General features: G+C 52.0%; 12 protein-coding genes. 6 read left to right on the top strand and 6 right to left on the bottom strand.

Annotation, left to right across the window (positions count from 1 at the left end):
• Positions 1-219: 219 nt before the first annotated feature.
• The 4 genes from AK59_RS0112695 to hslJ all read left to right on the top strand — a co-directional run bounded on the left by AK59_RS0112695 (position 220) and on the right by hslJ (position 3323).
• Positions 220-1620, top strand: coding sequence for a cytochrome ubiquinol oxidase subunit I (locus tag AK59_RS0112695; protein WP_029882929.1), 1401 nt, complete (start codon positions 220-222; stop codon positions 1618-1620).
• A complete protein-coding gene (cydB, locus tag AK59_RS0112690) occupies positions 1620-2630 on the top strand; it encodes a cytochrome d ubiquinol oxidase subunit II (protein ID WP_029882928.1) in 1011 nt (336 codons plus the stop codon). Before AK59_RS0112695 ends, cydB begins: the two co-directional genes overlap by 1 nt.
• Complete coding sequence (locus AK59_RS01000000123745) at positions 2630-2758, top strand: DUF2474 domain-containing protein (protein ID WP_013096467.1); 129 nt, start codon at positions 2630-2632, stop codon at positions 2756-2758. The genes cydB and AK59_RS01000000123745 overlap by 1 nt, the downstream gene beginning before the upstream one ends.
• A gap of 127 nt (positions 2759-2885) precedes the next feature.
• Positions 2886-3323 (top strand): heat shock protein HslJ, encoded by a 438-nt coding sequence (gene hslJ / locus AK59_RS0112680; protein ID WP_013096466.1) that lies wholly within the window; start codon positions 2886-2888, stop codon positions 3321-3323.
• Here hslJ and AK59_RS0112675 read toward each other — a convergent pair whose 3' ends face one another.
• Positions 3324-3590, bottom strand: a complete 267-nt coding sequence (locus AK59_RS0112675; RefSeq protein ID WP_013096465.1) for a putative hemolysin — start codon at positions 3588-3590, stop codon at positions 3324-3326.
• 273 nt (positions 3591-3863) lie between these two features.
• On the opposite strand from AK59_RS0112675, the gene nifJ reads away from it, so the two are divergent.
• Positions 3864-7388: a pyruvate:ferredoxin (flavodoxin) oxidoreductase gene (gene nifJ / locus AK59_RS0112670; RefSeq protein ID WP_029882927.1), complete on the top strand. Its 3525-nt coding sequence runs from the start codon at positions 3864-3866 to the stop codon at positions 7386-7388.
• A 388-nt stretch (positions 7389-7776) separates the two neighbouring features.
• Positions 7777-8886, top strand: coding sequence for a porin OmpC (gene ompC / locus AK59_RS0112665; protein WP_029882926.1), 1110 nt, complete (start codon positions 7777-7779; stop codon positions 8884-8886).
• A gap of 335 nt (positions 8887-9221) precedes the next feature.
• Here ompC and AK59_RS1000000125270 read toward each other — a convergent pair whose 3' ends face one another.
• From AK59_RS1000000125270 to msbA, 5 genes are all read right to left on the bottom strand, one after another.
• A complete protein-coding gene (locus AK59_RS1000000125270) occupies positions 9222-9299 on the bottom strand; it encodes a hypothetical protein (protein ID WP_223232805.1) in 78 nt (25 codons plus the stop codon).
• A 65-nt stretch (positions 9300-9364) separates the two neighbouring features.
• A complete protein-coding gene (locus AK59_RS0112660; protein ID WP_029882925.1) occupies positions 9365-9790 on the bottom strand; it encodes a GFA family protein in 426 nt (141 codons plus the stop codon).
• Between the two features lie 3 nt (positions 9791-9793).
• Complete coding sequence (locus AK59_RS0112655; protein WP_013096459.1) at positions 9794-9991, bottom strand: hypothetical protein; 198 nt, start codon at positions 9989-9991, stop codon at positions 9794-9796.
• A gap of 39 nt (positions 9992-10030) precedes the next feature.
• Positions 10031-10480: a hypothetical protein gene (locus AK59_RS0112650; protein WP_029882924.1), complete on the bottom strand. Its 450-nt coding sequence runs from the start codon at positions 10478-10480 to the stop codon at positions 10031-10033.
• A 189-nt stretch (positions 10481-10669) separates the two neighbouring features.
• Positions 10670-12427 (bottom strand): lipid A ABC transporter ATP-binding protein/permease MsbA, encoded by a 1758-nt coding sequence (gene msbA / locus AK59_RS0112645; RefSeq protein ID WP_029882923.1) that lies wholly within the window; start codon positions 12425-12427, stop codon positions 10670-10672.
• Positions 12428-13323 lie beyond the last annotated feature (896 nt).

Raw genomic sequence — 13323 nt, 5'->3', positions numbered from 1 at the left:
CCAGAAGACCATTAACGCACGGTGCCGACGACAAAGCAAGCGGTTTAATGCATAAAATTCATTAAAAAAATATTTTTATGCCCTATAAGGAAGTATATCAGATGGCAAAAGCGGGAGCTTTTTGCCAACTGTTATGGTTAAATTTCGCGTTTCTGCGTCTGATAGTCTGATCTGCGCCTCTGTACCATAACAGCACACCGTTTGACATTGAGGCTGTGCATGTTTGGTTTAGATGCTTTTCACCTTGCACGGATACAGTTTGCCTTTACCGTATCCTTCCACATTATTTTCCCGGCAATCACTATCGGCCTGGCAAGCTATCTTGCTGTGCTTGAAGGGCTGTGGCTGAAAACAAAAAATCCGGTCTGGCGCTCGCTGTACCATTTCTGGTCAAAGATTTTTGCCGTTAACTTTGGCATGGGCGTGGTCTCCGGGCTGGTGATGGCGTATCAGTTTGGCACTAACTGGAGTGGATTTTCGCAGTTTGCGGGCAGCATTACCGGCCCGCTTCTGACCTATGAAGTGCTGACCGCCTTTTTCCTTGAGGCCGGATTCCTCGGCGTGATGCTGTTCGGCTGGAATAAAGTCGGGCCTGGGCTGCACTTCTTCGCCACCTGTATGGTGGCGCTGGGGACAATTATCTCCACCTTCTGGATCCTCTCCTCCAATAGCTGGATGCAGACCCCACAGGGCTATGAGATCGTCAACGGGCAGGTCGTTCCGGTAGACTGGTTTGCCGTGGTCTTTAACCCCTCCTTCCCTTATCGTCTGCTGCATATGTCGATAGCCGCCTTCCTCAGTAGCGCCCTGTTTGTTGGCGCATCGGCGGCTTGGCATCTGCTGCGCGGAAACAATACGCCTGCCATCCGCGCTATGTTTTCTATGGCGCTGTGGATGACCCTGATTGTGGCCCCCATCCAGGCAATGGTCGGTGATATGCACGGGCTGAATACCTTAAAGCATCAGCCTGCCAAAATCGCCGCCATTGAGGGGCACTGGGAAAACCCACCGGGGGAACCTACCCCGCTACTGCTGTTTGGCTGGCCAGATATGGAACTGGAGCGCACCCGTTTTGGCCTGGAGATCCCCGCTCTTGGCAGCCTTATCCTGACGCACAGTCTGGATAAACAGGTTCCGGCGCTCAAGGAGTTCCCGAAGGAAGATCGTCCAAATTCCACCATTGTCTTCTGGTCGTTCCGCATTATGGCGGGCTTAGGCATGCTGATGCTGCTGCTCGGCGTGGTGGCGCTCTGGTTGCGTTATAAAAAGCGCGTTTACACCTCGCGCCCCTTCCTGTGGTTTGCTTTGCTGATGGGGCCTTCAGGGTTGATCGCCATACTGGCCGGATGGGTGACCACCGAAGTAGGACGCCAGCCGTGGGTCGTCTATGGGCTTCAACGTACCCGGGATGCGGTATCCGCCCATGGCGATCTGCATATGAGCGTCAGTTTGCTGGCTTTCTTCGTCGTTTACACCTCGGTCTTCGGCGTCGGTTACAGCTATATGGTGCGCCTGATTAAAAAAGGGCCTCAGCCTCACGAATCGTTCGCCACCGAGGCCGATGGACGTCCGGCACGCCCGCTTTCCGCAGTTACCACTGGCAATAAGGAGCAGCCATAATGGGTATCGATCTTTCCATTATCTGGTTTGTCATCATCGTCTTCGCGACGCTGATGTATATCGTGATGGACGGTTTTGATCTGGGGATCGGCATTCTGTTCCCGATGACGCAAAACCCGGACGATCGCGATGTGATGGTCAACAGCGTCGCCCCGGTCTGGGACGGGAATGAAACCTGGCTGGTGCTGGGTGGTGCTGCCCTCTTCGGTGCCTTTCCGCTGGCCTACGCGGTGATTATCGATGCCCTCACCATTCCGCTGACATTAATGCTGATCGGTCTTATTTTTCGTGGCGTGGCGTTTGAGTTTCGTTTTAAAGCAACGCCAGCGCACCGTCCGTTCTGGGATAAAGCCTTTATTGGCGGTTCACTTCTGGCGACGTTTACCCAGGGCATCACGGTGGGTGCCGTCATAAACGGGTTTGCCGTCACCGGGCGTGCCTATACCGGCGGTCCCTTTGACTGGTTTACCGCGTTTAACCTGTTCAGTGGCGCGGGTCTGGTGGTGGCCTATGCGCTGCTGGGCGCCACCTGGCTGGTGATGAAAAGTGAAAATGCCCTGCAACAGCGGATGCGCGAAGTTTCTAAAACGCTCTTAATTGTGCTGCTGGCCGTTATCGCGGCGATCAGTCTCTGGACCCCGCTGGCGCACCCGGCCATCGCCGCGCGCTGGTTTACGCTGCCGAACCTGTTTTATCTGTTGCCGGTTCCGGCTCTGGTCGTCCTGCTGAGCCTGTATCAGTGGCGCTGCCTGAATAATCTGCAAAGCCATAATCGGCCGTTTATCCTGACGCTGGGGCTTATTTTTCTCGGCTTTAGCGGGCTTGGGATCAGCATCTGGCCGCATATTATTCCACCGTCGATCACCCTGTGGCAGGCGGCCGCGCCGACACAAAGTCAGGGCTTTATGCTGGTAGGTGCGTTGTTGATCATTCCCGTGATTCTGGTCTACACCTTCTGGAGTTATTACGTATTTCGCGGAAAAGTACAGCATGGGGAGGGTTATCACTGATGCAACAGCCTGTCTGGAAACGATTGCTGTGGCTGGCCATTATCTGGGGCGGCAGCGTACTGGCGCTGGCGGCTGTCAGTATGTTCTTCCGCATGCTGATGACGGCCGCCGGGTTTAAATCTCACTGATCTTGTCCCGGGCAACCGCTGCGTTGCCCGGTCTTCTTCCCGCACTTTCAGATAAACCCCATTAACGCACGCCAGCGTATCGTTACACTGGTAAATGATTCACAGTATTTATAGTTCGAGAAGAAAAATGAAAAAACTCATTGCGTTAAGTGTTATCAGTCTTGTCCTCTCCGGCTGCGTTAATCCGGGTAAAGCGTCTGTTCAGCCGGAGCAGCTAAAGAACCACCGCTTTGTGCTGGAAAATGTGGACGGGAAAGCCGTGAAGGCCACGACAACGCAACCTGAGATAAGTTTTAGCGCGTTGCCCGATATCAGCCTGGTTAATAACATCAGCATTTCCGGCGTGATGTGTAACCGCTTCAACGGACAGGGAAAATTGTCCGAAGGGGAACTTAAGGTCAAAGGGCTGGCGATGACGCGCAAACTCTGTACCGAACCACAATTGAACGAGCTGGATCAGGCCATCGGCGACATGCTGCGCAAAGGGGCGCAGGTCGACCTGACTGAAGACCAGTTAACGCTGGCGACAGCCGACAAAACGCTGATGTTTAAACGCGCTGAATAATCAGTAGCTACCGCAGGATCCAACGGCAAGCGACTGTTCACTGCAGCGTTTGCCGTTTGGCAAGGCGCACATCCCGATCGCAGAGCCATCGAGCTGGCGGGCAACCGACAGTGAGCCACCAATCATCGCGCAGTTGGCTTGTCCAGAACTGGACATCGCGGCTTTCATTCCCGGTGTCACGTGTGCCGCCGTGGCCTGCTGAACAGGTTCGTTACTACAGGCCGACAGCAATAACGCGGCACACCCTACCCAAAACGCTGAACGCATGCTCTCTCTCCCCCATGAATAATGCGAAACCTATGCATAATAGGCATCACATCCCGTGCCGTCGAGAGCGGAAGTGCGTATTTATGCGCTGCTGAAACAATTTCTCGCAATTTTTTCACCTAAAGTTTGATCTACTCATTGATGGTGAGAATACCGAGGACACAAATGCGAAAATCGCAAAATCCGGCCTTTGCTAAAATAAGGGAATAATATTCAGGGTCTGACCAGGTTTACGGACCCCTCTTTTTTTGCGCAATGTAAGGGTGTCGTCCTATGCAAACTATTGACGGTAATGGTGCAGTCGCGTCAGTCGCGTTTCGCACCAGCGAAGTTATCGCCATCTACCCGATTACGCCAAGCTCTACAATGGCCGAACAGGCAGATGCCTGGGCAGGAAACGGGTTAAAAAATGTCTGGGGCGATGTCCCGAGAGTCGTCGAAATGCAGTCCGAAGCGGGTGCGATTGCCGCGGTGCATGGTGCGCTACAGACGGGGGCGCTCTCCACATCGTTCACCTCCTCGCAGGGATTGCTGCTGATGATCCCGACGCTGTACAAACTGGCCGGTCAACTTACCCCGTTTGTCCTGCACGTCGCGGCACGAACCGTTGCTACCCACGCGCTCTCCATTTTTGGCGATCACTCCGACGTGATGGCCGTGCGTCAGACCGGCTGCGCCATGCTGTGCGCCAGCAGCGTCCAGGAGGCCCAGGATTTCGCGTTAATTTCCCATATCGCGACGCTGAAAAGCCGCGTGCCGTTTATTCACTTCTTTGATGGTTTCCGCACCTCCCACGAAATCAACAAAATCGTGCCGCTGGCAGATGACACCCTTCTCTCGCTTCTGCCGCAGGCGGACATTGATGCCCATCGCGCCCGCGCACTCAACCCGGAACATCCGGTGATCCGCGGGACATCGGCCAACCCGGATACTTACTTCCAGTCCCGCGAGGCAACGAACCCTTGGTACAACGCGGTGTACAACCATGTGGAACAGGCGATGAACGATTTCGCTGCCGCCACCGGACGGGAATATAAACCATTTGAATATTATGGCCATCCACAGGCGGAACGCGTGATTGTGCTGATGGGTTCAGCCATTGGCACCTGTGAAGAAGTCGTGGATGAACTGCTGACGCGCGGCGAGAAAGTTGGGGTGCTGAAAGTTCGCCTCTTCCGCCCGTTCTCAGCGAAACATCTGCTCTCTGCGCTGCCGGAGAGCGCACGTAGCGTGGCCGTGCTCGATCGTACCAAAGAGCCTGGCGCACACGCAGAACCGCTGTATCTGGACGTCATGACCGCACTGGCGGAAGCCTTCAGTAACGGCGAGCGCGAAACGCTGCCGCGTGTCATTGGCGGACGTTATGGTTTGTCGTCCAAAGAGTTCGGTCCGGATTGCGTGCTGGCGGTGTTTAATGAACTGAGTGAAACGAAGCCGAAGCCTCGCTTTACGGTCGGTATTTATGACGATGTCACTCATCTCTCACTGGCCTTGCCGGAAAACACCCTGCCCTCCGGCGCGAAACTTGAGGCGCTGTTCTACGGTCTGGGCAGCGACGGCAGCGTTTCGGCAACCAAGAACAACATCAAGATCATCGGTAATTCCACACCGTGGTATGCACAGGGTTATTTCGTCTATGACTCCAAGAAAGCCGGCGGGCTGACCGTGTCCCATCTGCGCGTCAGCGAACACCCTATCCGCTCGGCGTATCTTATTTCGCAGGCTGATTTTGTCGGCTGTCACCAGCTGCAGTTTATCGATAAATACCAGATGGCCGAACGTCTCAAACCTGGCGGTATTTTCCTGCTCAACACACCGTACAGTGCGGATGAAGTCTGGGCGCGCCTGCCGCAGGAAGTGCAGGCAGTGCTTAATCAGAAAAAAGCGCGGCTTTTTGTCATTAACGCGGCGAAGATCGCCCGCGAATGTGGTCTTGCCGCGCGCATCAACACCGTCATGCAGATGGCGTTCTTCCACCTGACAAACATTCTGCCGGGCGACAGCGCCTTAATGGAACTGCAGGGCGCGATCGCCAAAAGTTACAGCAGTAAAGGCCAGGAATTGGTTGAACGCAACTGGCAGGCACTGGCGCTGGCGCGCGAGTCGCTGTCTGAAGTGCCGCTCCAGCCGGTGAATGCCAGCAGCCCGAACCGTCCTCCGGTGGTTTCTGATGCGGCTCCAGATTTTGTTAAAACCGTAACGGCGGCCATGCTGGCGGGGCTGGGCGATGCCCTTCCCGTCTCCGCCCTGCCGCCGGATGGCACCTGGCCGATGGGCACCACCCGCTGGGAAAAACGCAACATCGCCGAAGAGATCCCAATCTGGAAGGAAGAGCTGTGTACCCAGTGCAATCACTGTGTGGCAGCGTGCCCGCACTCTGCCATCCGGGCCAAAGTCGTTTCTCCGGACGCGATGGAATCGGCCCCATCCAGCCTGCATTCGCTGGATGTGAAATCCCGCGATATGCGCGGACAGAAATACGTTCTGCAGGTTGCACCCGAAGATTGCACCGGCTGTAACCTCTGCGTTGAGGTCTGCCCGGCCAAAGACCGACAGAACCCGGATATCAAAGCCATCAATATGATGTCGCGACTGGAACACGTGGAAGAAGAGAAAGTGAATTATGACTTCTTCCTGAACCTGCCGGAAATCGATCGGAGCAAGCTGGAACGTATTGATATCCGTACCTCACAGCTGATCACGCCGCTGTTCGAATACTCTGGCGCCTGCTCCGGCTGCGGGGAAACACCGTACATCAAACTGCTGACGCAGCTGTACGGTGACCGGATGCTGATCGCCAACGCAACCGGCTGTTCGTCTATCTATGGCGGTAACCTGCCGTCCACCCCTTACACCACCGACGCCAACGGACGCGGTCCGGCATGGGCGAATTCGCTGTTTGAGGATAACGCCGAATTTGGTCTTGGCTTCCGCTTAACGGTGGATCAGCACCGCGCACGTGTGATGCGCCTGCTGGATCAGTTTGCCGATAACATCCCTGCCGACCTGCACGCTGCGCTGCACGCTGAAGCCACCCCTGAGGTTCGTCGCGAACAGGTTACGGCGCTTCGTAATGCCCTTCAGGGCGTTGACGGTGCAGAACAACTGGTGACCGACGCTGACGCCCTGGTTGAAAAATCGATCTGGCTGATTGGCGGCGATGGCTGGGCATATGATATTGGCTTTGGCGGGCTGGATCATGTGTTGAGCCTGACCGAGAACGTGAACATCCTGGTGCTGGATACCCAGTGTTATTCCAATACCGGCGGACAGGCGTCAAAAGCCACGCCGTTAGGAGCGGTAACAAAATTTGGCGAACATGGGAAACGCAAGGCGCGTAAAGATCTCGGCGTCAGCATGATGATGTATGGCCACGTGTACGTTGCGCAAATCTCGCTCGGCGCGCAGCTTAACCAGACGGTGAAAGCGATTCAGGAGGCGGAAGCGTATCCGGGCCCATCGCTTATCATCGCCTACAGCCCTTGCGAAGAGCATGGTTACGATCTGGCGCTCAGCCACGACCAGATGCGTCAGTTGACCGCCACGGGCTTCTGGCCGCTGTACCGCTTTGATCCTCGCCGGGCAGAGGAAGGCAAGCTGCCGCTGGCGCTCGATTCACGTCCTCCGTCAGATGCCCTGGCTGAGACACTGCTGCAGGAGCAACGCTTCCGTCGCCTCAATGCGCAACAGCCAGAGGTGGCTGAGCAATTGTGGAAAGATGCCGCCGCCGATCTGCAAAAACGGTACGACTTCCTGGCGCAAATGGCCGGGAAAGCGGAAAAATCCACCAGCGAATAATCCCCATGCCCGGCTTGTCCGGGCATTTTTATGCCATAAAAAAAGCCCGGTGTATTCACACCGGGCCAGACCAAATAATCCCTGAGCATCACGTTAAATGAATAAATGATATTCATGGGAATTATGGATAATAATCTTAAAGGCATATAACGGGGCAGACATTACCTGATTTACCGCATGATTAATAATTTTAATTTATTATGTTTTTCACTAAAACATTCATCAAACAAATTAACATTTCCGCAGAACAATTCCCTTTAGATTTTACTCACTTCGTAACAATTATAATTTATTACTCTTTCAGCGGAGTGATTTAGCATGTGACAACTCTCCGCAAAGGAAAGTTCAACAGGTAATTAAATAAAAACAACCGCAAAGGAATACCATAATGCAAAGAAAAGTACTGGCCCTGATGATTCCGGCTCTGTTAATGGCTGGGGCTGCGCATGCAGCAGAGATTTATAATAAGGATGGCAATAAATTAGATCTGTACGGAAAAGTAGATGGTTTGCACTACTTCTCTGATGACACATCTAAAGACGGCGATCAGACCTATATGCGTTTGGGTTTCAAGGGCGAAACCCAGATCAACGACATGATGACCGGCTACGCACAATGGGAATACAACATTCAGGCAAATAACACCGAGGGGTCTGACAACCAGTCCTGGACACGTCTGGCCTTCGCCGGTGTGAAAGTGGGTGACTACGGTTCCTTTGACTACGGCCGTAACTATGGTGTCCTGTATGACGTGGAAGGCTGGACCGATATGCTGCCAGAGTTCGGCGGCGACTCTTACACCTATGCCGATAACTTTATGACCGGTCGTGCCAATGGCGTAGCAACCTACCGCAACACCGATTTCTATGGCCTGGTGCCGGGTCTGAACTTTGCTCTGCAGTATCAGGGTAATAACGAAGATGCCAGCAATAACCAGGAAGGGACCAATAATGGTCGCGACACGCGTCATGAGAACGGTGACGGCTTCGGTATTTCTACCACCTATGATTTCGGTATGGGAATTTCAGCGGGGGCGGCCTATACCTCTTCTGACCGTACCAACGATCAGGTGAGAAATACCACCGCGGGCGGGGATAAAGCGGATGCCTGGACCGCGGGTCTGAAATATGACGCCAACAATATCTATCTGGCGGCCATGTATTCTGAAACCCGCAATATGACCCCTTACGGCGACAACGAAAGCGCCGTGGCGAATAAAACCCAGAACTTCGAAGTAACCGCACAATACCAGTTCGATTTTGGTCTGCGTCCGGCAATTTCCTACCTGCAGTCGAAAGCTAAAGACCTGGGCAACGGTCAGGGCGATCAAGACCTGGTTAAATATGCCGACGTAGGCGCAACCTATTACTTCAACAAAAACATGTCCACCTATGTGGATTATAAAATCAACCTGCTGGATGAAGATGACAGCTTCTACAAAAACAACGGTATCGGTACCGATGATGTCGTTGCATTAGGCCTGGTTTACCAGTTCTGATGATCAGAGCCCGCAGCATCATGCGGGCTCACCTTTTTTGAGGTTAGTCGCACAACAGCACGCTATCGCGAGATTGTTGAGGATAAGTTGAAAGACTGCGGGTTAGACTGCGCAGATATCCCCCTCATCATTAAGGATAACTGTGTTGTTTGGTCGTGTATCCCTTGCCCTACTGGCTCTTTTAGCGTGTTTGTGGATGGCGTTAATTTTCGATTTCCGCGATATTGTTGGGCACCTCGGCACGCTCTTAAATCATCTCGACAGGCATTAACAGTGAGCCTTTGAAAACAAAAAGCCACCAGCAGTGCCGGTGGCCGTGATACCCTTCGTGAATGCTATTTTTTCACGGGCTGAGGCTTTTTATCCCCTGATTCAGGCGCCTCACGTGGGTCGTCTTTTTCAACACTAAGCATAATGTCTCCTCTTTAAGATACCCACTTCCCACTATAGCCAGCGTTAGCACAATGTGGCCAGGCGGCTAGGATGCTTGTGTTGGCGCGCGTTTGCGAAAAGAGAGATAGCCAAAGACTCCACTTTCGCCATCCGCAGGATGGTTAACCCCATCCATCACCGTCACTTCCGGGAAATCGAACGGAGAGACATTTTCAAAACAGGCGACATTTACACCGTATTCATTGGGATTTGAACGCCGCTGATGGAAGGTATAAATCCCGCAGACCGAGCAGAAGAAATGCCGGGCTGTACCGGTATTAAAGCGGTACTCCGTAAGTTTATCCTCGCCTTTGATGACGGTAATACCGGTTAACGGTGCAGAGACCACAACCGCTCCTCTCATCCGACAAAAAGAACAGCTACAGCGACGGGCGGTATTTAACCCATCGGTTAACGCAACGGTAAATGCCACTGCACCACAATGGCATTGGGCATGACGGATTTCTGCCATCGTTTACACCCCTTTTCTTACCAGCTCAGCGGCCTTGACGAACACCTCATCCTCTACGCCGTCACCCTTTTGCCTGCCGAGTCTTAGCAGTTCATCAACAATGCTGTTACGATCGATCGGTTTCTGTGCCGAAACAAGCCCGATAACGGCAGCACCAATCGCCAGCCCAACTAACCCGGTTTGTTCATCTTTGTTCTTCATGTTCATGCTCCTGATACCACAAACAAGCGTAGCAGGATTTTAAAAACGCGGTGTCAGACCGTATTTCGGCGATTTGATATTTGCGGCCCAAATCTTGATATCGTTTTGCAGGAGAAGGGTGAAATCTGAATTCAGATGCGCCACCAGGGCATTGACGCTGGTTGCATCGACCACTGAAAAATGTTCAATTCTGTTCGACCCAACCTGAACACAGTAATAGCTGGCGGGCAGCACTTTACCATTCACATTAAGCGGCAGCGTATTTTTTCCGCATTGCCCTTCGGTGATGTATGAAACCACCAGATTAGCGGATTTTTTCCCGGGCTGAGATACGCTCACCATTACCGGAAAACCTTCCGACGTCTGCGTCATGTCATAAAGAACGGCATTTTTTATATACCAGGTATTATATTCCCGCTCCTGAAACGTCGACCAGCCAGGCGCTGAATAAAACATCAGCGCTGCCAGCGTAATACATTTTATTTTCATGAGATGCTGTCGTCCGTGTTGTTGCACGTATTATTCAGAACGGACAAAAAACAGCAACCCACCAGGATTTGGCCTACTACTATTGGCAGTAATGATGCTCATTAGCGAACAACAAAACCAAAAATCAGGTTTGGGTGACATTACGGGATACCCCGCTTTTGCAAGCGGGGTAAAAAGCGTGAATGTGACTTAACTGTTTGACGCACCGAATTGCATTTTGTGAAGCTGTGCGTACACCCCATTGTGAGTCAGCAATTCCGCATGGCTTCCGCGTTCAACGATAACGCCATCTTCAACAACAATGATTTCGTCAGCTTTTTCGATAGTCGACAGACGATGCGCAATCACCAGTGACGTACGGTTCTTTTGCAGTTCCTCGAGCGCAGACTGTATAGCGCGTTCCGATTCCGTATCCAGGGCTGACGTTGCTTCATCAAGGATGAGTATTGGACTGTCCCGCAACAGTGCGCGTGCAATAGCGATACGTTGCCGTTGCCCACCAGAAAGCAGTACCCCGTTTTCACCGATGATGGTATCAAGACCGTTATCCATCTTGTTGATAAAGTCCATCGCATTTGCCATACGCGCGGCATTCTCGATCTGGTCACGGGTGTACTGCTCCGTACGACCGTAGGCGATGTTGTTGGCAACCGTGTCGTTGAACAGATGGACATTTTGCGACACCAGCGCCACCTGGTTACGAAGCGACTGAAGGGTATATTCTCGCAGGTCGTGGCCGTCCAGCAGAATTTCACCTTCATCAATATCATAAAATCGCGTCATCAGGCTGGCGATGGTTGATTTACCCGAGCCGGAACGTCCGACAAGGGCTACGGTCTTACCGGCAGGTATGTTCAGGGTGATATTGCGTAGCGCTGGGGCCTCACGTCCCGGATAGGTAAACGTCACATTGCGAAACGCCACGTCCGCTTTTGCGCGTTCAAGTACACGCTTACCTTCATCTTTTTCCTGTTCGGAATCAAGAATAGTGAACAGCGTCTGGCAAGCGGCCATCCCGCGCTGGAACTGTGCGTTCACATTGGTCAGGGATTTAAGAGGCCGCATCAATGCAATCATCGATGTGAAAACGACGCTAATCGTTCCCGCCGTCAGGGTCGCCATAACACTCGGGAAGCTGGCAGCATAAAGAACAAACGCAAGTGCCAGGGAAGCAATAAGCTGAATAACAGGATCGGAGATTGACGATGCGGACATCATTTTCATTCCCTGCAAACGCATCTTATTGCTGACCTTATCAAAGCGTTTTGTTTCAACGTCCTGACCGCCGAAAATCAATACTTCTTTATGGCCTTTAAGCATCTGCTCAGCACTCGCCGTGACCTGCCCCATCGTATTCTGCATGCTTTTACTGATAGTGCGAAAGCGTTTGGACACCATACGGATAGTCACGGATATAACAGGTGCCAGTACAATCAGGATGATTGAGAGCTGCCAGCTATAGTAGAACATCATTGCGAACAAGCCGATGATTGACGCGCCCTCACGGATGACCGTTATCAGCGTACCTGATGACGAAGATGCGACCTGTTCGGAATCATAGGTAATACGTGACAGCAACGTCCCGGTTGACTGTTTGTCAAAAAACGACACAGGCATACCCATCAAATGGCGGAACAATTTCCGGCGCACATCCATCACCACTTTGCCCGAGACCCAGGAAACGCAATAGCTGGAGATGAAGCTGGTAATACCGCGTAGCGTCATCAATCCGATAACCACAACCGGCATCCATAACATGACAGAGCGGTCCATTTTGCCCACGCCATCATCCATTAACGGCTTTAGCAAAGACAGCATAAAAGGATCGCAGGCGGCATTTATCATTAATGCTAATGCCGCAACCAATAGCCCTTTCTTAAAAGGCGATATTATAGGCCAAAGACGGCGAAACGTGAGCCAGGTGGAAAGGTCTTTGTCAGTTTGCATACGGGAGCCTTAATAATGAGAGCCGTTGAGCATAACGTACAGTTTTAAAGGAACCACTGCACAACGGTATTAAGGGTATGTTGTGTTACTTCAACGAATATCTAACCACTCGCGAAAAATATTTTTTTGCTCTGTCATGTTCATTATGCTTATTTTATTTTTAACTTCATTTCACCCTGTTATCCAACCATCTATTAACATATCCCACCCCAGAAAGAAATGAATAAAACAGAAGCAGATAAATCTTAATGTTTACTGATTGCAGTTTCTTTTACCGCATATAAATTTTCGCTTTGTGCATGTTGATCATTTGTTATATTTACGACTAAAAATAGCCACACTGTATATACGTGCTCCAGTTAAAAGACTGACAATCAGTAGCATTTTCAACCTGACGCACGTGAAACACTTCTCCTGCCGTATCTTTTATGCATGCTTCCTTCATTGACGTAAAAAGATGAAGATACAAGACACAACCCGCCAGGAAGCACCCAACTAAAAGACATACTTTTAAAACAGCCATCACCGTTTCCCTCCTGCTTTGTACGGGGAAAACAGCTTAATAGCTTGAAGATGAATAGACTCTCAACACAGTGCAGTTTAAGTGGCTATTCGTGCAGGTCACGTTAAAGCTACGTATCAGCATGCAGGACCCCATCGTGAGGTCCCGGGTTGTTCTCTGCTTCTTATGAAATCGCTGCGCTATGCAGCCTGAAGATGATAAGCAGAAATCAATAACGCCTGGTCGTGGTGACCGGTGCTCTGTCTGTCCAGTCGGGACGTTCCCCAGCCATGATCGCCCGTTGCTGAGACGGTGTTACAGATTGCGTTATATCAGGCATTGGCTTATAAACCGGTTTTTCCGCAGGAGTGATAACCACATCAGAACTACACCC

The organism is Enterobacter sp. T1-1 (assembly GCF_000710795.1).
GTDB classification, from domain to species: domain Bacteria; phylum Pseudomonadota; class Gammaproteobacteria; order Enterobacterales; family Enterobacteriaceae; genus Enterobacter; species Enterobacter cloacae.
The sequence above is the reverse complement of the archived record's forward strand: the minus strand, read 5'-3'. Positions and strand labels throughout refer to the sequence as shown.

Coding starts and splice junctions, on each gene's coding strand:
- hslJ (WP_013096466.1), top strand. CDS start 2,886: ATGAAAAAACTCATTGCGTTAAGTGTTATCAGTCTTGTCCTCTCCGGC.
- AK59_RS1000000125270 (WP_223232805.1), bottom strand. CDS start 9,299: ATGCTTAGTGTTGAAAAAGACGACCCACGTGAGGCGCCTGAATCAGGG.
- AK59_RS0112695 (WP_029882929.1), top strand. CDS start 220: ATGTTTGGTTTAGATGCTTTTCACCTTGCACGGATACAGTTTGCCTTT.
- AK59_RS01000000123745 (WP_013096467.1), top strand. CDS start 2,630: ATGCAACAGCCTGTCTGGAAACGATTGCTGTGGCTGGCCATTATCTGG.
- AK59_RS0112655 (WP_013096459.1), bottom strand. CDS start 9,991: ATGAAGAACAAAGATGAACAAACCGGGTTAGTTGGGCTGGCGATTGGT.
- AK59_RS0112650 (WP_029882924.1), bottom strand. CDS start 10,480: ATGAAAATAAAATGTATTACGCTGGCAGCGCTGATGTTTTATTCAGCG.
- AK59_RS0112675 (WP_013096465.1), bottom strand. CDS start 3,590: ATGCGTTCAGCGTTTTGGGTAGGGTGTGCCGCGTTATTGCTGTCGGCC.
- msbA (WP_029882923.1), bottom strand. CDS start 12,427: ATGCAAACTGACAAAGACCTTTCCACCTGGCTCACGTTTCGCCGTCTT.
- cydB (WP_029882928.1), top strand. CDS start 1,620: ATGGGTATCGATCTTTCCATTATCTGGTTTGTCATCATCGTCTTCGCG.
- AK59_RS0112660 (WP_029882925.1), bottom strand. CDS start 9,790: ATGGCAGAAATCCGTCATGCCCAATGCCATTGTGGTGCAGTGGCATTT.
- nifJ (WP_029882927.1), top strand. CDS start 3,864: ATGCAAACTATTGACGGTAATGGTGCAGTCGCGTCAGTCGCGTTTCGC.
- ompC (WP_029882926.1), top strand. CDS start 7,777: ATGCAAAGAAAAGTACTGGCCCTGATGATTCCGGCTCTGTTAATGGCT.